Annotated in this window: 20 protein-coding genes; 19 read left to right on the top strand and 1 reads right to left on the bottom strand. The window is 52.1% G+C overall.

Going from position 1 to position 22,907, the window contains the following annotated elements; all coding sequences use genetic code 11:
- The first annotated feature begins 161 nt into the window (after window positions 1-161).
- From mraZ to lpxC, 16 genes are all read left to right on the top strand, one after another.
- Entirely contained in the window at window positions 162-620 is a 459-nt protein-coding gene (mraZ, locus tag KGF88_RS09510; RefSeq protein WP_110075960.1) for a division/cell wall cluster transcriptional repressor MraZ, read from the top strand.
- Window positions 620-1,570 (top strand): 16S rRNA (cytosine(1402)-N(4))-methyltransferase RsmH, encoded by a 951-nt coding sequence (rsmH, locus tag KGF88_RS09505; protein ID WP_110075959.1) that lies wholly within the window; start codon window positions 620-622, stop codon window positions 1,568-1,570. The genes mraZ and rsmH overlap by 1 nt, the downstream gene beginning before the upstream one ends.
- Window positions 1,560-1,877, top strand: coding sequence for a cell division protein FtsL (gene ftsL / locus KGF88_RS09500; protein ID WP_110075958.1), 318 nt, complete (start codon window positions 1,560-1,562; stop codon window positions 1,875-1,877). Before rsmH ends, ftsL begins: the two co-directional genes overlap by 11 nt.
- Window positions 1,868-3,637 (top strand): peptidoglycan D,D-transpeptidase FtsI family protein, encoded by a 1,770-nt coding sequence (locus KGF88_RS09495; protein ID WP_153826431.1) that lies wholly within the window; start codon window positions 1,868-1,870, stop codon window positions 3,635-3,637. The genes ftsL and KGF88_RS09495 overlap by 10 nt, the downstream gene beginning before the upstream one ends.
- The gene (murE, locus tag KGF88_RS09490; RefSeq protein WP_153826430.1) at window positions 3,637-5,106 is read left to right on the top strand and encodes a UDP-N-acetylmuramoyl-L-alanyl-D-glutamate--2,6-diaminopimelate ligase; all 1,470 of its coding nucleotides are present in this window, start codon (window positions 3,637-3,639) and stop codon (window positions 5,104-5,106) included. The genes KGF88_RS09495 and murE overlap by 1 nt, the downstream gene beginning before the upstream one ends.
- Complete coding sequence (locus KGF88_RS09485; RefSeq protein WP_153826429.1) at window positions 5,103-6,566, top strand: UDP-N-acetylmuramoyl-tripeptide--D-alanyl-D-alanine ligase; 1,464 nt, start codon at window positions 5,103-5,105, stop codon at window positions 6,564-6,566. The genes murE and KGF88_RS09485 overlap by 4 nt, the downstream gene beginning before the upstream one ends.
- Window positions 6,560-7,642 carry a phospho-N-acetylmuramoyl-pentapeptide-transferase gene (mraY, locus tag KGF88_RS09480; protein WP_110075954.1) on the top strand — a complete coding sequence of 361 codons (1,083 nt, stop codon included), beginning with the start codon at window positions 6,560-6,562 and terminating at the stop codon, window positions 7,640-7,642. Before KGF88_RS09485 ends, mraY begins: the two co-directional genes overlap by 7 nt.
- Before the next feature lie 65 nt (window positions 7,643-7,707).
- A complete protein-coding gene (gene murD / locus KGF88_RS09475) occupies window positions 7,708-9,093 on the top strand; it encodes a UDP-N-acetylmuramoyl-L-alanine--D-glutamate ligase (RefSeq protein ID WP_153826428.1) in 1,386 nt (461 codons plus the stop codon).
- Complete coding sequence (gene ftsW, locus KGF88_RS09470) at window positions 9,086-10,348, top strand: cell division protein FtsW (RefSeq protein ID WP_194928192.1); 1,263 nt, start codon at window positions 9,086-9,088, stop codon at window positions 10,346-10,348. The genes murD and ftsW overlap by 8 nt, the downstream gene beginning before the upstream one ends.
- Window positions 10,345-11,454, top strand: coding sequence for an undecaprenyldiphospho-muramoylpentapeptide beta-N-acetylglucosaminyltransferase (gene murG, locus KGF88_RS09465; RefSeq protein WP_153826427.1), 1,110 nt, complete (start codon window positions 10,345-10,347; stop codon window positions 11,452-11,454). The genes ftsW and murG overlap by 4 nt, the downstream gene beginning before the upstream one ends.
- Window positions 11,451-12,959: a UDP-N-acetylmuramate--L-alanine ligase gene (gene murC, locus KGF88_RS09460; protein ID WP_153826426.1), complete on the top strand. Its 1,509-nt coding sequence runs from the start codon at window positions 11,451-11,453 to the stop codon at window positions 12,957-12,959. The genes murG and murC overlap by 4 nt, the downstream gene beginning before the upstream one ends.
- A 4-nt stretch (window positions 12,960-12,963) precedes the next feature.
- Window positions 12,964-13,878, top strand: coding sequence for a D-alanine--D-alanine ligase (locus tag KGF88_RS09455; RefSeq protein WP_162014528.1), 915 nt, complete (start codon window positions 12,964-12,966; stop codon window positions 13,876-13,878).
- 1 nt (window position 13,879) lies between these two features.
- The gene (locus KGF88_RS09450) at window positions 13,880-14,626 is read left to right on the top strand and encodes a cell division protein FtsQ/DivIB (RefSeq protein ID WP_257119922.1); all 747 of its coding nucleotides are present in this window, start codon (window positions 13,880-13,882) and stop codon (window positions 14,624-14,626) included.
- A 6-nt stretch (window positions 14,627-14,632) separates the two neighbouring features.
- The gene (gene ftsA, locus KGF88_RS09445; RefSeq protein WP_110075949.1) at window positions 14,633-15,865 is read left to right on the top strand and encodes a cell division protein FtsA; all 1,233 of its coding nucleotides are present in this window, start codon (window positions 14,633-14,635) and stop codon (window positions 15,863-15,865) included.
- Window positions 15,866-15,929: 64 nt separating this feature from the next.
- Complete coding sequence (ftsZ, locus tag KGF88_RS09440; RefSeq protein WP_110075948.1) at window positions 15,930-17,150, top strand: cell division protein FtsZ; 1,221 nt, start codon at window positions 15,930-15,932, stop codon at window positions 17,148-17,150.
- Window positions 17,151-17,238: 88 nt separating this feature from the next.
- Entirely contained in the window at window positions 17,239-18,153 is a 915-nt protein-coding gene (lpxC, locus tag KGF88_RS09435) for a UDP-3-O-acyl-N-acetylglucosamine deacetylase (RefSeq protein ID WP_110075947.1), read from the top strand.
- Between the two features lie 107 nt (window positions 18,154-18,260).
- On the opposite strand, the gene KGF88_RS09430 is transcribed toward lpxC, so the two are convergent.
- Window positions 18,261-18,794, bottom strand: a complete 534-nt coding sequence (locus KGF88_RS09430) for a DciA family protein (RefSeq protein ID WP_162014527.1) — start codon at window positions 18,792-18,794, stop codon at window positions 18,261-18,263.
- 29 nt (window positions 18,795-18,823) lie between these two features.
- On the opposite strand from KGF88_RS09430, the gene KGF88_RS09425 reads away from it, so the two are divergent.
- The 3 genes from KGF88_RS09425 to mutT are packed head-to-tail and all read left to right on the top strand — an operon-like array spanning window position 18,824 to window position 22,873.
- Complete coding sequence (locus tag KGF88_RS09425; protein ID WP_153826424.1) at window positions 18,824-19,756, top strand: M23 family metallopeptidase; 933 nt, start codon at window positions 18,824-18,826, stop codon at window positions 19,754-19,756.
- 35 nt (window positions 19,757-19,791) lie between these two features.
- Complete coding sequence (gene secA, locus KGF88_RS09420) at window positions 19,792-22,488, top strand: preprotein translocase subunit SecA (RefSeq protein WP_153826423.1); 2,697 nt, start codon at window positions 19,792-19,794, stop codon at window positions 22,486-22,488.
- The gene (gene mutT / locus KGF88_RS09415; RefSeq protein ID WP_153826422.1) at window positions 22,475-22,873 is read left to right on the top strand and encodes an 8-oxo-dGTP diphosphatase MutT; all 399 of its coding nucleotides are present in this window, start codon (window positions 22,475-22,477) and stop codon (window positions 22,871-22,873) included. Before secA ends, mutT begins: the two co-directional genes overlap by 14 nt.
- Window positions 22,874-22,907: the final 34 nt, after the last annotated feature.

Below are 22,907 nucleotides of genomic sequence, written 5' to 3'. Positions count from 1 at the left end.
GCGCTGAACTATATAGGATTTTTGCATGATGCTATGCAAACTGCCAAGCGTCAACCCCTGGCGCAGGGGTTAAAACTCTGTAATTTCCCTTGACAGGTAGAAAGATCGGCACCTAGACTGTCACATTGTGGGGATTTGTGGGAAAAAGTGGATCATTTATCATGTTTCGTGGCGCAGCAGCACTCAGTCTAGATGACAAAGGCCGACTGGCGATACCAGCAAAGTATCGCAAGAGCCTGCTGTTGGATTGCGACGGGCAAATGGTTTGCACCATCGATATTAAGCAACCCTGTTTGTTGTTGTATCCGTTGCCACAGTGGCAGTTGATTGAACAGAAGCTTACGACTCTATCTAACATGAACCCCGCCGAGCGTCGTCTCCAGCGGCTATTGCTGGGCCATGCCGAAGATTGCCAAATGGATAAAAACGGCCGTATTTTGATTGCACCAACCCTGCGTCAACATGCGGATCTGAGTAAAAAGATCATGATTATTGGTCAGCTCAATAAGTTTGAACTTTGGTCTGAGGCTGCGTGGCAAGAGCAAATAGCGGCAGATATGCAAGCCGAGCAACAAGACGACATCATTCTGAACGATCGACTACAAGACTTCTCATTATAATGACAACAGAAGCTGCACAACACGTCTCGGTGTTGTTACAAGAGTCTCTCGATGCTCTTGCCATCAAACCAGACGGAACCTATTTAGATGCCACCTTCGGGCGAGGCGGGCATTCGCGTGCAATTCTGGCTCAATTAAACAGTAACGGCCGGCTCTTCGCCCTCGACCGCGACCCCACTGCGATTGCCGCTGCGGCTGCGTTACAACAAGATCCGCGCTTTACCATTATCCACACCCCATTCTCACAGCTTAGCGAGGTGCTAGATGCGCAGCAATTGCGTGGGCAGCTCGACGGTATTTTATTCGATTTAGGCGTGTCTTCCCCACAATTAGATGACGCTGAACGTGGCTTTAGCTTTATGCGCGAAGGGCCATTAGATATGCGCATGGATACCACCCAAGGCACCACCGCAGCTGAATTTTTGGCAGCGGCTAGTGCCGATGAGATCGCTTTTGTGCTGCGCGAATATGGCGAAGAACGATTTGCCTGGCGCATTGCCCAAGCGATCGTGAAACAACGCGAGCAGCAGCCCTTAACCACCACGCGCGAACTAGCAGAACTGATCGCCGCCGCGGTTCCTTTTAAAGACAAACATAAGCACCCGGCAACACGCAGTTTCCAGGGCATACGAATTCATATTAACGGCGAACTCGACGAAATTGAGCAAGCGCTTACTGCGGCTGTAGGTGGCTTAAAAGTTGATGGTCGCTTGGCTGTGATCAGTTTTCATAGTTTAGAAGACCGGTTGGTGAAGCGGTTTATGCGGGCCCAAGCTCAAGGCAAAGCGATTCCTGCCAACCTACCTATTCGGGATGCCGATTTTGATCGCGGCCAAACCTTACGCTTGGTAGGTAAAGCCATCAAGCCTTCGGCCGCAGAAATCAAAGCCAACCCCAGAGCACGGAGTTCAGTGCTTCGTATTGCCGCGAGGTTAGATTATGAAAGCTAGCCGGGTACCAGCTTTATCGATGGTTATTGTGGATGATTTGCGCCAGCACTTGTTGCTGGTGTTGCTGTTTTTAGCGCTTGTAGCTAGCGCATTAGCAGTAATTTATGTCGCCCACGGCCATCGTTTACTGGTTACCGAGCGCGACCAACTGCTCTCTGAGCGTGATCAAATAGATATTGAATGGCGCCATTTACAGATTGAACAAAACACCCTAACTGAGCACAGTCGGGTGGAGCGAATTGCCGTGCAACAGCTAGAAATGGTGCGTCCACAAGCAGATGAGGAGGTGCTAGTACCATGGCATTAACCTCGAAAGGCAATCGGCGTGTGCTGAAAAAAGCGCAACCCCATTTAAGTACGGGGCGCTTTTACTTTGCCTTATTGGTTGTGGTACTGGTGTTTGGCAGTTTGGTGGCGCGCGCCGCTTACATTCAGGTGGTAGAACCTGAACGGTTAATTTTTGAAGGCGATCGGCGCTCATTGCGGGCTGATACCACCACGGTGCAACGGGGTTCAATCATGGATCGCAATGGCCGCGAACTAGCCGTGAGCGTGCCGGTGCAAACCGTGTGGGCAGACCCCCAACGCGTGCACGAGGGGCATGGCCTAGATAACCGCGAGCGTTGGTTAGCGTTAGCCGAAGTTTTTCGTACCGATGCTGATAGTTTGATGGCTAAGGTCGCTGATCCGAACCGCCGTTTTGTCTACTTAGAGCGCAAAGTTACGCCCGGCGTAGCTGAGTTTGTCAGACAGTTAGGCATCCCCGGAGTTTATCTTAAAACTGAATCACGGCGCTTTTATCCCGCTGGCGAAATTGCCGCCCATGTGGTTGGCTTTACGGACATCGATGGGCTGGGCATTGAAGGTTTAGAGGCTATTTACAATCAGGTGCTTACCGGCGTGCCTGGTGAACGTTTGTATCGCAAGGATGCAGCAGGACGGGTTGTTGAAGAAATTAGCGTTACCGCTGCGCAACAACCCCAGCAACTCACCCTAAGTATTGACCAACGCTTACAAGCATTGGCTTACGCCGAAGTTAAAAAGGCCGTGCGCTATCACCAAGCCACTTCGGGATCTGCGGTGATTCTGGATATAACAACCGGCGAAGTTCTCGCTATGGTCAACAGCCCGTCCTACAACCCGAATAACCGTGCCGATGCGCAACCACATAGGTTGCGTAACCGTGCTATCACCGATGCCTACGAACCAGGCTCAACGGTGAAGCCCTTAGCAGTGATTGCGGCACTCGAACATGGGGTGATTAAACCTAATCAAGTGATTGACACCAGCCCCGGCTGGTTGCGCATTGGTGGCCGCCGTGTAAGCGACCCGAAAAATCGTGGGCCGTTAACCATTACTGAAATTTTAGAAACCTCAAGCAACGTAGGTACCGCCAAAATTGCTCTGCAAACAGGTATCGACAACATGCTTGATACTTATGCCGCGGTTGGGTTTGGTAACGATACTGGGGTCGCCATGTTGGGTGAGAGCTTTGGGGTATTGCAAGGCCGCCAGCGTTGGTCGGATTTTGAAGTGGCAACCTTGTCCTACGGCTATGGCTTGACCGTGACCACCCTACAGCTGGCACAAATGTACGCCATTATCGGTAATGGCGGCGTGCGCTATCCGCTCACCATTCAGCGACGCGAAGGTACGCCCGTAGGCGAACAAGTGATCAGTAAAGAAACCGCTGATACGGTGTTAGCCATGCTTGAAAGTGTGGTAGCCAACGGTTCTGGTGAACGTGCTCGGGTGAGAGGCTATCGCGTGGCCGGTAAAACCGGGACTACTCGGAAAGCCGTGGCGGGCGGTTATGGCGATGAATACGTGACGCTGTTTGCTGGGGTCGCGCCGGTCAGCAATCCACGCTTAGCCGTCGTCGTGACTATTAACGAACCTAGTGGCGATGAGTATTACGGTAGCCAAGTATCTGCCCCGGTGTTTGCGGAGATTGTCGGCGATGCGTTACGGATGCTGAACATCACTCCGGATCATTTACAAGATACCCAATTGAAGGCCGCTGGGTGGGTGGACGTGCCTGAATTCTTGCGAGCAAGGAGTAACTAATGATTGAGTTAGTCAGCTTATTGCCAAATTATCCATTGCCCTTGCCAGCCTTGCAGATTGGCGGGTTAAAGCTAGACTCGCGACAAGTAGCCAGTGGCGATGCCTTTGTTGCGGTGCCGGGTTATCAAGTTGATGGGCGTGATTATATCGATGCTGCTATTGAGGCGGGCGCCGTGGTCGTGCTCACCGAGTCTGAGTCGGTAGGGATGCAACCGCGTGGGCGCGCCTGGGTGATCGAAGTGCCTGGTCTAAAGAATCAGCTCTCTTTTATTGCGGCGCGCTTTTTTGGCGAGCCTGCTCAGCACCTGCAAGTGGTCGGGGTGACCGGAACCAATGGTAAAACCTCGGTCACCTACTTAGTGGCGCAGCTGCTAGATGCGCTGGGTGTACGCTGTGGGGTGATTGGTACCACCGGCAGTGGCTTTAGTGGCAAACTGTTGCCAGAAACGCACACCACCCCCGATGCGATTGCGGTACAGCAACGGTTGCGGGTGTTGCAAGCTGAAGGTGCGCAAGCGGTGGCGATGGAAGTATCCTCTCATGCTTTGGTGCAATGTCGCGTTGAGGCGATTCAGTTTGCGGTAGGCGTAGCCACCAATATCAGTCGCGATCATCTTGATTATCATGGCACCATGAGCAATTACGCTGGAGCTAAGCGGCGCTTATTTACCGAACTAGATACCCGCCATGCGGTATTAAATGCTGATGATGCCGCGGTGGCGGCATGGTTGCCTGATCGCCAAGATAGCTGGCGCTTCAGTTTAAATCCTCAAAGCGCTGAACGCAGTCTATGGGCAACCCAGATTGGTTATGCTCAGGCTGGCACCGATTTTACTGTACAAGCACGGTTACCTGGCACGACCGAGGTCGTCAGTCTACCGGTGCAATCCCCGTTACTAGGACATTTTAATGTTTACAACCTACTAGCAGCCATGGCCGCGGTGGCTAGCCTCGGCCATGACCTCAGCGCCATCGCTAAGGCATGTGCTGGCTTACACGCGGTGCCGGGCCGGATGGAAGTCTTTGGTGGTAGCCAAGGTAAACCCTTGGTGATTGTCGATTACGCTCATACACCAGATGCGTTACAGCAAGTGCTGACAGCCTTGCGCCGTCACTGTCGGGGACAGCTGTGGTGTGTGTTTGGCTGTGGTGGTGATCGCGACCGCGGTAAGCGCCCACAAATGGGTGCCGTTGCTGCTGAATTTGCCGACCGCGTGGTGGTGACCGATGATAATCCACGCACCGAAGACCCCGCCCAAATTGTACAAGATATTTTAGCTGGCATGCCGCGCCAACAGCGGGTGCAGGTATTGATGGGCCGAGCTGAAGCGGTGGCAACAACCATTGCCCAAGCCGGTGCCGATGACGTGATTCTGGTGGCTGGTAAAGGTCATGAGGATTATCAAATCATTGGCCGTGAATATTTGCCATACAACGAACGCGCTTGGGTGGCGGAGGTGTTGGCATGATTCGAGTGAATCTAGCTTGGCTCAAGGCTGCGGTAGCGGGCGAGCTGGTAGGTGATACCAGCAACGGCCACTTAGAACTAGATCAAGTAAGTACAGACACCCGTACCTTAGCGCCGGGGAGCTTATTTATTGCCTTGAAGGGCCCCAATTTTGATGCCCACCAGCTGGTGGAGCAAGCCATCGCCGCTGGCGCAGTAGCCGTGCTGGTAGACCATCCGTTGCAAAGCTCTGATGGCCAACCCTTGCCGGTGCCGCAAATTGTCGTCAGCGATACACGCTATGCGCTCGGCCAATTGGGGGCCGCGGTCAAAGCCGCAGTCGCACCCAAAACCATCGCTATTACCGGCAGCAGTGGCAAAACCACCGTCAAAGAGATGCTAGCAGCGATCTTGGCACAACGTGGCAAAGTGCTAGCTACCGCGGGCAACTTCAACAACGACATCGGGGCGCCACTAACGCTGTTGCGATTAGAACCAGAGCACCAATTTGCGGTGATCGAACTAGGTGCGAATCATCAGGGCGAAATTGCCTACACCGTTGGCTTAACCCAACCTGATGTAGCCATCATCAATAACGTAGCACCGGCCCATGTGGAAGGTTTTGGCGGTATTCATGGTGTCTACGTGGCTAAATCTGAGATCTTTCGCGGTTTAGCTGCAGATGGCTTAGCGCTTACGCCGTATCATTCTGAATTTGCCGAGGGCTGGGCGCAACAATTGGCCGACCGTCGGCACGAAACCTTTGGCCGTGCGGAGCACGCCACTGCCCAACAGGGCCCCGATGTGGTAGCTACGGACATCGAGTTAGATAGCCGTGGTTGTGCTGCTTTTACCCTGACTTGTCGCCAGTTAGGCCAAGCGAGTGCTCGTATTCAGCTGAACTTGCCAGGTTTACATAACGTTGACAATGCACTGGTAGCCATCCGGGCCGCGCTTGAGGTAGGTTGTGCGCTGGCTGATGTGCAAGCCGCCTTAGGGCAACAGCAAGCGGTTGCCGGGCGCCTGCAAGTCATCCCGGTGAACCCACAGTTGCAACTGATTGATGACAGTTACAACGCCAATGTGGGCTCAGTCAAAGCTGCGTTAGATATGCTCGCCGTGTACCCGGGCCAACGGGTGATGGTGTTAGGCGATATGGGTGAGCTTGGTCAACAAGCACGCCAGTACCATGAAGAAATTGGGGCCTACGCAATTACGGCAGGAATCGACAAATTGTTCACTGTGGGCGTGCTTAGTCAAAGTGCCAGTAGCCTGTTCAATGGCCGTGGTGGTCGTCATTTTTCCACTCATAACGAGGTTATTAACGCCTTACTTGAGGTGATTGCGGCAGAGCAGACTCAGCCCCTAACCATTTTAGTTAAAGGCTCGCGCAGTGCGCGCATGGAGAAAGTTATCCAAGCGCTACAAACTCAGCTGGCGCCGAGCTCAAGCGATAATCAAGAGGAATCATCTGCATGCTAGTGTGGCTTGCTGAATACCTAACCCAATACGCGACCTTCTTTAACGTGTTCTCGTATTTAACCATGCGCGCCATTTTGAGCGTGCTTACCGCGTTACTGATCTCGTTGTGGATGGGGCCGGCGCTGATTCGCGCGTTGCAGCGGCTGCAAGTAGGGCAAGCGGTACGTGATGATGGTCCGCAATCACATTTGAGTAAAACCGGTACCCCAACCATGGGCGGGGTGCTGATTATCGCCTCTATTGTGGTTTCAACGTTATTGTGGGCAGACCTCAGTAATCGCTACGTGCAAGTGGTGTTGGGCGTGGTGCTAGGCTTTGGCTTGGTTGGCTTTGTTGATGACTACCGCAAAGTGGTGCAGAAAAACTCACGTGGGCTGCCGGCTAAATGGAAGTATTTTTGGCAATCGCTCATCGCTACAGTCGCGGCTGTGGTGCTTTATGCCCATGCTACATTGGGTGCTGAAACCCAACTGTTGGTGCCTTTCTTTAAAGATGTCATGCCGCAATTAGGGTTGCTGTACGTGTTGTTGGCGTACTTTGTGATAGTCGGTACGAGCAATGCGGTTAACCTTACCGATGGTCTTGATGGTCTTGCTATTGTGCCTACCATCATGGTGGCTGGGGCACTGGGGATTTTCGCTTACGCCTCAGGTAACGCCAACTTTGCAGCTTATTTGAATATTCCTTTCTTACCACTGTCGGGCGAGTTACTGATTGTTTGTACCGCCATTTTTGGTGCCGGGCTTGGCTTCTTATGGTTTAACACTTATCCCGCCATGGTGTTTATGGGTGACGTGGGCTCGCTGGCGTTAGGTGCTGCCTTGGGCGTCATTGCCGTGTTAGTACGCCAAGAGTTGGTGCTGCTTATCATGGGTGGGGTGTTTGTGATGGAAACCGTCTCTGTGATGTTGCAGGTAGGTAGCTACAAGCTGCGTGGTAAGCGGGTATTCCGGATGGCACCTATTCATCATCACTATGAGCTCAAAGGTTGGCCAGAGCCGCGGGTGATTGTTCGTTTTTGGATTTTATCGTTGGTTTTTGTGTTGATTGGCTTGGCGACCTTAAAGCTCCGTTAATGGGGCTTAGGGGGCTTAGAGCCACTAGCCAGCAGCAGTTATTACGCACAACTTAGGAAATATTCATGCACTTAGCAAGTTTAGATAAGTATCAAAACATCGCAGTGGTTGGCCTCGGCCAAACCGGGCTGTCGGTGGTGCGTTACTTGCTAAGTCAGGGCGTTCAACCGGTGCTGTTCGATACTCGTGAACAACCACCCGGCGTGGCCCAGTTACCACCCACGCCAGCTCCTTTAGAATTACATACTGGGCCGCTGCAGGTGGAACATATCTTGGGCATGGATTTACTGATTGTCAGCCCCGGTATTGATTTGCGTACGCCGGTACTGCAATTAGCCGCAGATGCAGCCATTCCAATCATCGGTGACATGGATTTGTTGGCGCTGCATTGGGCTGCCGCACCAGACGCTGCCCCGGTAATGTTAGGCATTACTGGCTCTAATGGAAAATCGACCGTTACCCAGTTGCTGCATGATATTTTGGCGGAGCAAGGCATGGCCGTCGCCATGGGCGGTAATATTGGTATTCCGGTATTGGATTTGCTGGCACAACCAGCCAACATTTATGTGCTAGAGCTGTCCAGCTTTCAGTTAGAGTTGATGCAACAGTTGCCGTTACGCGGCGCTACCATCCTCAATGTCAGCGACGACCATATGGATAGGTACCACAACCTACACGACTATTCCCATGCTAAACAACGCATCTACTTAAATGCAGACGTCGCGGTATGGAATCGTGAGCAAGAACTCACGGCGCCCGTGTATATCCCGCCTAGTCGTCAACGTACTTTTGGGGCCGACACGGGCTTAGCCGATGGCATTGGCGATCTAACCCATGCGCAGTTTGGTTTGCTGCGCCAAGCGGATGGCTTGTGGCTGGCGTATCAAGGCAAACCGTTAGTGGCAGCCCATGAATTGGCCTTAAGCGGCATTCATAATTTGCTGAATGTGCAAGCGGCTTTGGCCTTGGCCGAGCTGGTTGGGGTAAAACCAACGGCAGCGTTAGCGACGGTGAAGCAGTTCCGTGGCCTCGCCCATCGCTGTGAACTGGTAGCTGAACAGCAGGGTGTGCGCTGGGTGAATGACTCAAAAGCCACTAACATTGGGGCTGCCGAGGCGGCTATTCAGGGCCTGCGCGCCAGTGTCAGTGGTAAGCTGATTTTGATCGCCGGCGGGGATGGCAAAGGCGCCGATTTTAGTGCCTTCAAACCTGCTTTAGCGCAAGTAGATCACCTAATCGTGCTAGGCAAAGATGCCGAGCGCATCGCGCAACAAGTAGACCATGCTGAGCGGGTCAAAGATTTAACCCAAGCGGTGGCCGTGGCTGCCTCCTTGGCAACGCCTGGCAGCATGGTGCTGTTATCGCCTGCATGTGCCAGTTTAGATATGTTCAACAATTATCAGCAACGCGGTGATATGTTCCGTGCCGCCGTGGAGGCCTATTATGGCTGACACTCCAGCACGCACTGAACAACAACTCGAGCTACCCATGCCCGACCGCGCTGAAGCGGTATGGCGGCAATGGGCGCAACGAGCCTGGCAATGGTGGTTGCCACAGCCGACGGTATTGTACGACCGAGTGCTGTTATGGCTGGCGTTCTGCCTCATCGCCATCGGCTTAGTGATGGTGAGCTCAGCGTCGTTTCCGGTTGGCGAACGGCTTACTGGTAATCCGTTTCATTTTGTAACGCGCCACGCCATTTACGTGCTGTTAGGCTTGGCCTTATTGGTGGTCTGTGTGCAAGTGCCGGTGCGCTGGTGGTATAACGGCAGTGGTTTACTGTTGTTGTTAGCCATGGCCCTGCTGGTGTTAGTTAGCGTAATTGGGCACGAAGTAAATGGCGCCAAACGCTGGATTAAAATCGGCCCGCTAACCTTGCAGGTAGCCGAAATCGCCAAGCTATTTTTTGTGCTCTATATCGCAAGTTACCTGACCCGACGTGTGGATCAGGTGCAAGAAAACTTACGTGGTTTTATTAAGCCATTGATCGTGCTGGCGTTGTTTGCAGGTTTGTTGCTGATGCAGCCAGACTTTGGTTCCTTGGTAGTGATGACTGCGATTGTGGTGGGCATGCTATTTTTAGCTGGCGCCAGGTTGTGGCAGTTCTTCGCCATCTTGATCACCTTTGCCGTGGTGATCACCTTGCTGATCATTCAAACGCCGTATCGAATGCGGCGCATCGTGAGCTTTTTAGATCCGTGGCAGGACCCCTTTGGTAGCGGCTATCAGTTAACTCAATCTTTGATGGCCTTTGGTCGTGGTGACTGGTTTGGCCAAGGCTTGGGCAATAGCATTCAAAAGTTACAATATCTGCCCGAGGCCCATACCGATTTTATTATGGCCGTGGTCGGCGAAGAGCTTGGCTTTATCGGTATTCTGGTGATTTTGGTGTTGGCCTTTGCGCTGGTGTTACGTGCGTTGCAGCTAGGTCGCGCCGCATTACAAGTGAATCAGCAGTTTGGCGGTTTTGTCGCTTACGGCATCGGTATCTGGTTTGCCTTTCAGGCGATGGTTAACATTGGTGCGGCGGCCGGTCTGTTGCCCACCAAGGGCTTAACCTTACCTTTGGTCAGTTACGGTGGTACCAGTCTATTGATCAGCTGCGTAGCGCTGGGCTTGTTGATGCGAATTGATTACGAATATCGGGTCAGCCAAATCAAAGTGGCACCACGGCGAGTTAACACTAAACTAGGAGGCCAAGCATGAACAAAGTGATGATTGCTGCTGCCGGTACCGGTGGTCACGTGTTTCCGGCCCTCGCTGTTGCAGAAAAGCTGCGTAGTTACGGCTGGCAAGTGGTGTGGTTGGGCACCACAGAACAGCGGCTTGAGGCCAAAGTTGTTCCTGCGGCTGGGTTCACCCTAGAGCAAATTGATATGCAAGGCATGCGCGGGCATGGCTTGCTACGCAAACTGATGACGCCATGGCGCTTGTTTAAAGCGGTACGGCAAAGTCGCAAACTGTTGCGCAAGCATCAAAGCCAGTTGTTACTTACCTTTGGTGGGTACGTGTGTGGGCCAGCCGGTGTGGCTGCACGCAGTTTGGGTATTCCTTTACTGGTGCATGAACAGAATGCCGTGGCCGGACTCACCAACAAATTACTGGCGCGGATGGCACAACATGTGATGGTGGGCTTTGCTGCTGCGAAACAGCAACTTCCGGGGGCCGAGGTTACTGGCAACCCATTGCGGGCCCAGTGGGCGCAGCCCCACGCAAGTGCCAACCCAACCGAACAACCGTTGCGATTACTGATCGTGGGCGGCAGTCTGGGCGCTCAAGCGCTGAACCAAAGTGTGCCGGCAGCGCTAGCGCAGTTACCAGTAGCGCTATTGCAGCAACTGCAGGTACAGCATCAGTGCGGCGCGCAGCAAACGGCGGCGGTGCAGCAGGCCTATCAGGCGTTGCCGCTAGCCGAGGTGCAAGTACAAGAATTCATTGAAGATATGCACAGCGCCTACCAGCAGGCGGCGGTGGTGATTTGTCGTGCTGGCGCTTTGACCGTGGCTGAACTTGCGGTACTAGCAACACCCGCGATTTTTGTGCCCTTGCCCCATGCCGTTGATGATCATCAAACGGCGAACGCCAATGAGTTGGTGAGCATAGGCGCAGCAAGGTTGCTACCGCAACCCCAATTACAGCAAGTTAGTCCGCTAGTGGCTCTGTTAGAAGAGTTGCTTAGCCAACCGGAGGTGCGTCAGCAGATGCGCCAACAGGCAGCTAGCTTAGCCCGCGTAGATGCAACCGAAGCGGTTGTGAATCAGTGTGAACGCTGGGCCAATCCAGAACAATTAACAGCAGGCAATAGGTTATGACAGAGCAAGTAACTGCTAACAGCATCCCGTCCGCACAGGTGAAGGTGCCGGCCATGCGGCGGGTCAAACGCATCCACTTTGTTGGTATCGGTGGCGCGGGTATGGGCGGTATTGCCGAAGTGTTATTACACCAAGGTTATCAAATCACCGGCTCAGATTTAGCAGAAAATGCGGTAACCCAGCGCTTGCGTCACTTTGGTGCGCAAGTATTTCTGGGGCATGCCGCCGAGCATGTGCAAGGCGCTGATGTGATTGTGGTGTCATCTGCTATAGCAGCGAGCAACCCCGAGTTAGTGGCAGCGCAACAGCAGTTTATTCCACAGGTGCGACGGGCCGAGATGCTCGCCGAGCTGATGCGGTTTCGCCATGGCGTCGCGATTGCTGGCACCCACGGTAAAACCACCACAACCAGCTTAATTGCCAGTATTTTTGCCGAGGCCGAGCTAGATCCAACCTTTGTTATTGGCGGTTTGCTTAACAGCGCTGGCACCAATGCCCGACTGGGCACCAGTAAATACTTAATTGCTGAAGCCGACGAATCTGATGCCTCGTTCTTGCATTTGCAGCCGATGGTCTCGGTCGTAACCAACATCGAAGCCGACCACATGGATACCTATGGCGGTGATTTTAATAAGCTGTTGGATACCTATGTAGAATTTTTGCACAACCTGCCGTTCTATGGTCTCGCGGTGATGTGCGTGGACGACCCTGTGGTACGTGAGTTACTGCCAAGAATAGGCCGCCATATGATTACCTATGGCTTTAGCCAGGATGCTGATGTGCGCGGTAGCGATTATCGCCAGCAGGGCGGGCAAACCGAATTTACTGTACATCGTGCCGGCCGTCAGCCGTTGCAGATTCGGCTGAATCTACCAGGCCAGCACAACGCCTTGAATGCGTTGGCAGCCATTGCCGTGGCCACCGATGAAGGGGTTGCCGACAGTGCGATTGTGAGCGCGTTAAACAAGTTTGGCGGCATTGGCCGCCGCTTCCAGCATTTGGGCCAGTTCGAGGTGGCAGAAAGCGCAGGCGATGTGTTGCTGGTAGATGACTACGGCCACCACCCATCTGAAGTTGCGGTCACCATTGCAGCGGCCCGCGCCGGTTGGCCTGAGCGGCGCATTGTGATGGCGTTTCAGCCCCATCGCTATTCTCGTACTCGGGATTTGTTTGATGATTTTGTGCAGGTGTTAGGGAAAGTGGATGTGTTGCTATTACTGGACGTTTATAGCGCTGGCGAGGCTACCATCAACGGCGCCGATAGCAAAGCCTTAGCACGAGCCTTACGGACGCGTGGGCAGATGGAACCTATTTATGTTGGCGATCGAACTCAACTCTACCAAGTGTTGGCCGATATTTTGCAGCCGGGCGATTTAATGCTAGCTCAAGGTGCCGGTAATATCGGCGCCATTGCTCGTGATTTGGCCGCGACGCAACTACAGCCGGCCGCATTACGCCAGCTAGCCGCTACTGAACAGCAGCAGTCACAGGATAAAGGAGCCTAAAACGGTGAAACAGTTTGGTAAAGTTGCGGTATTGATGGGTGGGCATTCAGCCGAGCGCGAGGTGTCGTTGCGTTCTGGAGCCGCCGTGTTAGCCGCGTTGCAGAGTCAAGGAGTGGATGCGCACGGTTTCGATCCGGCTGAGCAGCCGCTCACCGAACTGGTCAGCCAAGGCTTTCAGCGCGCTTTTATCGCGCTGCATGGGCGTGGCGGTGAAGATGGTGCGGTGCAAGGTGCACTGCAGTATCTAAATATCCCCTACACTGGCAGCGGGGTGTTGGGTTGCGCCCTAGCCATGGATAAAGTACGCACCAAGCGCGTCTGGCAAGGTGCGGGACTACCAGTAGCAGCAAGCGCCGTGGTACGTCGTGAGCAGGCTGTCGACGTCGCCGGGTTATTGGAAGAGTTGGGCGGCAAAGTGATGGTGAAACCAGCCCAAGAAGGGTCAAGCATTGGCATGGGTTCTGCTAGTTCAGTGGCAGAACTCACGAACGCCTTAGCCCAAGCTCATCAGTACGATGATGAAGCCTTGGTAGAAGCTTGGTTGGCTGGGCCAGAGTACACCGTAGCTATTTTGGGTGATACGGCGTTGCCGGCGATTCGGCTCCAGACCACCCACGAATTTTATGATTATGCGGCTAAGTACCAAGCTACGGATACCCAGTACCATTGTCCCGCAGGGTTATGCGAATTAGAAGAGCGTGCTCTCGGCCAATTGGCTTACAGTGCGTTTCAGGCCGTTGGCGGGCGCGGTTGGGGCCGTATTGATGTGATGTGCGACGCACAAGGTCACTACAAGCTACTTGAGGCCAACATGGTGCCCGGCATGACCACCAAGAGTTTGGTGCCGATGGCAGCGAAAGCAACGGGCCTGAGTTTTGAGCAACTGGTGCTGAGCATTTTGCAACACAGCGAGGTGTAAGGTGGCGGCAATCCGCTGGCAGTTTTGGCTAGGCTTGAGCTTTTTTACCAGCGTAGTCATGGCCACCCTAGCTGGCGCTATTTGGTTGTACTATCTGGCCATGGATGCCAACCAAGTACCTATTAACAAGCTGGTGGTGCAGGGTGAGTTGGTGTATTTGGAGCGTAGCGATGTGCGCGCCCTATTAACGGGCGAACCGCTGGGGAGTTTTTTCTCCGCCGATGTGAACGAGATTCGGCAGCGCTTAGAGCAGATGCCGTGGGTAGAACAGGCGTCGGTGCGCAAAGAATGGCCGGATGTGTTGCAAGTGTTTATTGTCGAGCGGCAACCCTTGGGGTATTGGAATGCAAAGCAGCGCCCGAATGCCTTAGTGAGTACCAAAGGCAGGGTATTTGAGGCTGATGTAAGCCGCATTGAAGTGCTGTTGCCTTACTTTGAGGGGCCCGAGAACGCTGTTTTAGAGACTCTTGAATATTATCAGCAAGTGCATGAATTATTGAAGATTAATGGTCACCAAGTAACAGCCTTACGGCTCAGTGAAAGGTTTTCGGTAGAAGTAGATTTGCTGGCGGGTATTACCCTCCGGCTGGGGCGTGAAGCCATCGTTGAACGAGTGCAGCGGTTTATTGATTTATTTCCGCAGATTGTGCGCCAACGGGCAACCCCAATAGCATATGTAGATTTGCGCTACGACACAGGTGTGGCCGTAGGCTGGAAACAACCAACAGAGAAACAAGAAAGAGAGTGACATAACATGTCGAAAGCAGCAGAGCGGAACATGGTTGTAGGGTTAGATATCGGCACCAGCAAAGTGGTGACGCTGATTGGCGAAGTGATGCCAGACGGCGAAATCAGTGTGATTGGCGTTGGTGCAGCCGCTGCCCGAGGCATGGATAAAGGGGGCGTGAACGACCTTAATCTGGTGGTGCAGTCGGTGCAGCGAGCCATCGAAGAAGCTGAGTTGATGGCGGACTGTCGCGTGGCCTCGGTATATCTGAATATTTCGGGGCGCCATATCGCCTGTCAGAATGAATCGGGCATGGTGCCGATTAACGAAGCCGAAGTAACCCAAGACGACGTCGATGCGGTGATTCATGCGGCTAAATCTGTGCCTATAGCGCAAGAGCGCCGCATTCTTCACGTGTTACCGCAAGAATTTATCATCGATTCACAAGAGAGCATCAAAAGCCCTATTGGCATGTCAGGGGTACGTATGGAAGCACGGGTGCATATCATTACCTGTGCCAACGACATGGCCAAGAACATCGTGAAGGCGGTTGAGCGCTGCAGTTTAAGCGTCGATTGCTTGGTGTTTTCAGCGTTGGCATCAAGTACTTCGGTGCTTACTGAAGACGAAAAGGATTTGGGTGTAGCGTTGGTAGATATGGGCGCGGGCACCATAGATATCTGTATCTATACCGGTGGCGTCTTGCGTCACACGGCGGTTATCCCTGCGGCGGGTAATCAAGTGACCAGCGATATTGCCAAGATCTTCCGCACCCCGCTGAATCACGCCGAAGAAATCAAAACCAAATACGCGTGTGCGCTGCGCCAGATGGTGAACAAAGACGAGCACATTGAAGTACCGTCAGTGGGTGGGCGTCCAGCGCGTAGCATGGAGCGGCATATCTTGGCCGAGGTGGTGGAGCCACGCTATCAAGAACTGTTTGAGTTGATTCGTGACGAAATCACCAAAAGCGGCCTAGATGAACAGATTGCCGCTGGCATTGTCTTAACTGGAGGCTGCGGCCGCATGGAAGGCGCCATCGAATTTGCCGAAGAAATCTTCCAAATGCCGGTACGCTTAGGCGAGCCGTTAGGGATGCAAGGATTAAGTGATTACGTGCAAGATCCTACCTATGCAACAGCGGTAGGATTATTGCGCTATGGGGCTGCCGATATGCAGCGTCAACAACAAGAAAAGAGTAGCACCAATGTCATTGGTATTGGTAAGCGCCTAGTAAGTTGGTTAAAAGGCGAGTTTTAATCAAAACAATGTTTTCAATGAAGTTTATGGGGTAGTACAATAAGCAGGTAACAGGAGAACAAACATGTCAGATGTATTCGAAGTAGTCGACAACTTTGATACTGACGCAGTGATTAAAGTCATTGGCGTTGGTGGTGGCGGTGGTAACGCCGTTAAACACATGATTCAAAACTCGATTGAGGGTGTTGAATTTTTAATTGCCAATACAGATGCGCAAGCATTACGCAATAATAATACCTACGGTACCATTCAGTTAGGTGCTGAAATTACCAAAGGTCTAGGTGCCGGGGCCAACCCAGAAATTGGCCGTCAGGCAGCCGAAGAAGCGCGTGAAGAAATTCGCGCTAAGCTTGAAGGCGCCGACATGGTATTTATTGCCGCAGGTATGGGCGGTGGTACCGGTACGGGTGCAGCGCCAGTAGTCGCAGAAGTTGCGAAAGAGCTGGGCATTTTGACCGTTGCCGTGGTGACTAAGCCGTTTCCGTTTGAGGGTAATCGACGGATGGCTGCAGCGAACGAAGGGATTGCACAATTAGCCCGTCATGTTGACTCGCTAATCACCATTCCTAACGAAAAGCTGTTGAAAGTATTAGGTAAATCAACGTCGTTGCTGGCCGCTTTTGCAGAAGCCAATAACGTCTTGTTAGGTGCAGTACAAGGCATCTCTGATTTGATTACCCGCGACGGTTTGATCAATGTGGACTTTGCTGACGTACGTACAGTAATGCGCGAAATGGGTACCGCTATGATGGGTACCGGTATCGCAAGTGGTGAAGACCGTGCGTCTGAAGCCGCAGAAATGGCCATTAACAGTCCGTTATTGGAAGACATCGACCTGTCAGGTGCACGTGGCGTGTTGTTGAACATCACCGCCGGCATGGATCTGAGCATGGAAGAGTTTGAAACTGTGGGCAACATCGTCAAGGGCTTTGTCTCTGAAAACGCCACAGTGATTGTCGGAACTGTAATCGACATGGATATGTCTGATGAATTGCGGGTGACTGTAGTTGCAACGGGGATTGGCGGTGAGCGTAAGCCAGATATCTCGATTGTAACTAAGCCGAAAACCGAAGAGCGTCCTACTTACGGTTCTCGAACCACGCCTAACCGCACTGCGGGTTATGGCGGTGCGACAGCACCTAAGTTTGACCAAGAACTCGACGAAGAAGAGCAAGAGCTGGTAGAGCCGCAAGCAACTAAGCCTGCAGCTAAGCCACAAGGCTCGCAACGTAACGATATGGATTATTTAGATATTCCAGCGTTTTTACGTCGTCAGGTCGACTAATAATCACACAATATTGTGATGTTAGCGGTGTTTTGATAAACTATTGCGCCTTTTGCTGGTCCAATGACTAGATGAGAAGAGAGAATAGATGATTAGACAACGTACCATAAAGCAACCTATTGCAACCACAGGTGTGGGTTTGCATAAGGGTAACAAGGTTCATTTATCGCTGCGTCCAGCGCCAGTTAATACTGGCTTGGTGTTTCGGCGGGTAGATTTGAACCCAGCTGTTGATATTCCTGCTAACGCTGAGTTAGTGCGGGATACGCGTATGTGTACCTGTTTAATTAATGATGACAACGTGCGTGTATCAACGGTTGAGCATTTGCTCGCTGCGATCGCTGCGATGGGCATCGATAACTTGATCATCGAAGTTGATAGCCATGAAATTCCGATCATGGATGGTAGCTCACACCCATTTATTTACCTGCTACAGAGCGCAGGAATTGAAGAGCAGGGCGCAGCCAAAAAGTTTATCAAGATCAAGCAGCCAGTTCGGGTTGAAGAAGATGACAAGTGGGCGGAACTACTACCCCATGATGGCTTCCGCATTGATTTTGCCATCGACTTTGACCATCCGGCTATTGCTGACACCAAGCAAATGGTGAGCATTGACTTCAATAGCAACAATTTCATTAAAGAAATTAGCCGAGCTCGCACCTTCGGCTTTATGAAAGATATTGAGTTTTTGCGTGCTAATAACCTAGCTCTCGGCGGCAGTTTTGATAACGCCGTGGTGTTAGATGAGTTCCGTATTTTAAACAGCGATGGCTTGCGTTACGACGACGAGTTCGTGAAGCACAAGGTGCTTGATGCCGTGGGCGATTTATACATGGGCGGGTATGCTATTTTGGGCAACTTGCGTGCGTTCAAATCGGGCCATGCGCTCAATAATCAGCTGTTACGGGCGGTGCTACAAAATCAAGAAGCGTGGGAATTTGTCACCTTCGATGATGACGTTGCTGAAGCACCTATTGCGTTTGCCAATCCGATCTTGGCCTAAGTAGGCAATCAGCACGAGCAGTAAGCGCAATAAATAACGAAAGGCTCTGACAGTATCACTGCAGAGCCTTTTTTGTTGGGTAACTCAGATGAGCCAATTCAGGCCAGCTAACTCTCGTTGGCCGCGTCAGCCTCGTACTTATCCGCTAAGGCCAATAACTGCGAACGCAGGGGCTCTGGACAAAGCTGTGCTTGTTGGCGTAATTGGCTGGCTGCGGAGCTTTTGCTGGGCGCAGAGCCGCTGCCAGCGGGTGCTGTGGTCGGTTGCGGTGGCACTGGCGCTGCAGGCGTTGGGTTGTGGTTATCAGCCTGTCTCATCGCCGGCGTTTGGCTCACGGGACGCACCTGCACTTCTAGCTGGTTGACTGCAGTCGTAGAATTAGCGGCAAAATGCGTTATAATGCGCCCTTGTTGAAGTTTTAGCCGGCTGGCAATAGTGCCTGAGGCAGCTTCAATAACCAAGGTGTTGGCTCGCACTGATAGCACCTTACAATAAGCACTAAGAGGCGCCAGCTGTAACGATATCAAACAATCGTTTAAAAGCTGTTGCCAGAGTTGGTATTGCTCGGTAAAGTCAGTAAAACGCCGTAGCTGCTTACCATCTATGAGCTGTTGTAAATTGCGTGGGCGGGTACGGGCCATAAAATCATTCATTAGCAACGAGAGATTGCATGAGTTTAACAGTCTTCTATCGAGGCTCCAAAGTTAAATTCGGTATCAAACTTAGTCGGCGGCGCATGCTGTCGTTAGCTGGGTTGGCCGCATTAGGCGTGCTGGCGGTAACTAAGCCGTGGCAAGCAGGAAGTCTCGATCTCGATCAAGCACGGCAGAATATCAGCAAAGAGCAATTGGCTTTAGCTGCGCAAGAGCAAGCTGTGCAAGCGCTAAAAGCTGATACCGAGAAAAAATTAACAGCCATGACCATCTATTTGGGTGAGATGCAATCGCAGCTGCGTCGGCTTGACGCTTTAGGCCAGCGGTTAGCATCGGTTGCTGAATTGGATAATGGCGAATTTGACTTTAATGAGCCGCCCCAGTTGATTATGGGTGGCCCTGAAGTAGCTATTACCGAAGCACCAGCCGTAGACGCGCGCGATGTGATTGAACGCATCGAAGCCATGATGGGTGAGCTTTCCAACAAACAAAAACAATTGGCGCTACTTGAGTCTGTGATGATGAGTCACCATATCTCAGCAGAGAGCTACATTGCTGGGCGCCCTATCGAGAAAGGTTGGCTGTCGTCGCAGTACGGGGTTCGTAAAGATCCTTTTAACGGTAATCCAGCCATGCATAAAGGCCTCGACTTCGCCAGTTTAGAAGAAGGCGCAGGCGTTTTTGCCACCGGTGCCGGGGTAGTAACCTGGGCCGGGGACCGCTCTGGCTATGGTAAGTTAATTGAAATTGATCATGGGGGTGGCCTCAAAACGCGTTACGGCCACAGTAAAGAATTGCTGGTTAAAGAAGGTGACGTGGTCACCCGCGGCCAGCGCATAGCCTTAATTGGCAGCACCGGGCGCTCTACGGGGCCCCATGTTCATTACGAAGTGCTGCGCAATAATAAGCAAATCGACCCCTATAAATACGTATACCGCTCGGCCGAATAGGCCCAGCGGTTTTCACCACAGGAACACGCATTCTCATGTTAGGTAGTTTATTCCGTAAGGTTTTTGGTAGCCGCAACGATCGTATTCTGAAAGGTTTACAAAAGAACGTTCAAAAAATTAACGCCATAGAGCCAGAATTCGAAGCCCTCAGCGATGAAGAACTCAAACAAAAAACGGCTGAATTCAAACAACGCATTGCTGCTGGCGAAACGCTGGATAATTTGCTCGTGGAAGCTTTTGCTACCGTCCGCGAAGCATCCAAGCGAGTGTTTAAGATGCGCCACTTTGATGTGCAGCTAATAGGCGGCATGATCTTAAACAACAACCGTATTGCAGAAATGCGTACCGGTGAAGGTAAAACCTTAACGGCGACTTTATCCGCTTACTTGAATGCCTTGGCAGGTAAAGGTGTTCACATAGTTACGGTCAACGATTACTTGGCTCGTCGTGATGCGGAAACCAACCGCCCGCTGTTTGAATTTTTGGGCATGACGGTAGCCTTTAACATCCCCGGTATGCAGCAGCACGACAAGCGCCTCGCTTACGCCGCTGACATCACCTACGGTACCAACAACGAGTTTGGCTTTGATTACCTGCGTGACAACATGGCGTTTCGTCCAGAAGACCGCGTACAACGCGAGCTCAACTACGCCATCGTCGACGAAGTTGACTCGATTTTGATCGATGAAGCCCGTACCCCATTGATCATCTCGGGTGCCGCTGAAGACAGTTCAGACATGTACACGCGCATGAACGAGCTGGTACCTATGTTGGTACGTCAAGAGAAAGAAGATACCGAAGAAGAGCGTGGTGAAGGCGATTTCACCATCGATGAAAAATCTAAGCAGTTGCACTTAACTGAACATGGCCAAGAACACGTTGAGCAGATCTTGAAAGAACGCGGCATGCTGGCCGAGGACGACTCGCTTTACAACGCTGCCAATATTACCTTGCTCCATCACGTAAACGCCGCTTTGCGCGCCAATCACCTGTTCCAAAAAGATGTTGATTACATCGTCAAAGACGACCAAATCGTGATTGTTGATGAGCATACCGGGCGTACGATGGAAGGCCGCCGTTGGTCTGAAGGCTTACACCAAGCAATTGAAGCGAAAGAAGGGGTGCGTATTCAGAACGAGAACCAAACCTTGGCCTCGATCACCTTCCAGAACTACTTCCGTCTCTACAACAAGTTAGCGGGTATGACAGGTACCGCCGATACCGAAGCCTTTGAGTTTCAAAGTATCTATGGCCTAGAAACTGTAGTGATCCCAACCAACCGGCCGATGGTTCGTGACGATCGTCCAGACTTGATTTTTATTACCGCTGAAGAAAAATACGAAGCTATTGTGAACGACATTGAAGAGTGCCGCAAAGCCCAGCGTCCTGTGCTGGTGGGTACTATTTCGATTGAAACTTCCGAGCTACTATCACGGCTATTGAAGAAAAAGAAAATCCCACACAACGTGCTGAACGCCAAATTCCACGAACGTGAGGCTGATATCGTAGCCCAAGCCGGTTTACCAGGTGCAGTCACCATAGCTACCAACATGGCTGGGCGTGGTACCGACATCGTCTTAGGTGGTAATTTACAAGCTGAAATTGAAGCCTTGAAAGAGCCAACCCCAGAGCAGATCGAACAAGTGAAAGCGGCTTGGCAGCAACGCCACGATGCCGTGTTAGCTGCCGGTGGTTTGCATATTATTGGTACCGAGCGTCATGAATCACGTCGTATCGATAATCAGCTGCGTGGTCGTGCTGGGCGTCAAGGTGATGCCGGTTCATCGCGCTTCTATTTGTCGCTAGAAGATAGCTTGATGCGGATTTTTGCCTCAGACCGTATGGCTGGCATGATGAAGCGTTTGGGCATGAAACGCGGAGAAGCCATAGAGCATCCGTGGGTTAGCCGAGCCATTGAAAACGCACAACGTAAAGTTGAAGGCCGTAACTTTGATATGCGTAAACAGCTATTAGAGTACGATGACGTAGCTAACGACCAACGTAAAGTGGTGTACGAGCAGCGCAACGAACTACTTGATGAAGGTGATATTTCTGACACCATAAAAGTGATTCGTGCCGATGTGATGGACAGCGTTATCAGTGAATATATTGCACCGCAGTCACTGCATGAAATGTGGGATATTGCCGGTTTAGAAGAACGTTTACGTGCAGATTTCGCCCTACCGTTGCCAATTCAGCAGTGGTTAGACGAAGATGAGCGTTTACACGAAGAGAAGCTGCGCGAGCGCATCCTAACGGAACTCGAGCAAGCGTATGAGCAAAAAGAGCAGATGGTTGGCCCTGAAGTACTGCGCCAGTTTGAAAAAACCATCATGCTGCAGAGCCTAGATACCCATTGGAAAGAACACTTGGCCTCGATGGACCATTTGCGCCAAGGCATTCATTTGCGCAGTTATGCGCAGAAGAATCCGAAGCAAGAATACAAACGCGAAGCTTTTGAGTTGTTCTCAGACATGCTGGAATCGTTAAAGCTTGAAGTCATTACCATTTTGAGCAAAGTACGGGTACGAGCCGAAGAAGACGTCGAGGCGGTAGAGGCGAAACGTGCTGCCGCAGCCGCCGCTCAGCGCCAAGAGTATCAACACGAAAGTGCCAGTACCAGTGGCGCCGACCAGCCTAGCGCACCAGCCGGCCCAGCTCCGGTAGGTCGTAACGATCCATGCCCATGTGGCTCTGGTAAGAAATTTAAACAGTGCCATGGCAAGCTCTAATCGCGTACATGTGGCCGTTGGCGTTATTGAAGATGACAACGGCCATATCTTTATCAGTTGTCGCCACCCACATTTACATCAAGGCGGTAAATGGGAGTTTCCTGGAGGCAAGGTAGAGGCAAACGAGAGCGTCTATGAGGCGCTTTGTCGTGAGTTGCAAGAAGAGTGTAATCTAACTGTGCAGCAAGCCTGTCCACTAACGGTGATCACCCACGATTACAGTGACAAGCAAGTACTACTGGATGTGTGGATGGTGACTGCATTTAGTGGTTCGGTAAGCCAGCAAGAAGGGCAGCAATGGCGCTGGGTGCCGGTCTACGAATTGGATGCTTATCCGTTTCCGCCGGCTAATCAGCCGATTATTGAGATCTTACAACGGCGCTAAGCTCGCCGAACAGTACGGCCGGCTTTCATGCAGG

The sequence above is a fragment of the Idiomarina loihiensis genome, from assembly GCF_024584785.1.
GTDB lineage: Bacteria > Pseudomonadota > Gammaproteobacteria > Enterobacterales > Alteromonadaceae > Pseudidiomarina > Pseudidiomarina fusca.
The sequence above is the reverse complement of the archived record's forward strand: the minus strand, read 5'-3'. Positions and strand labels throughout refer to the sequence as shown.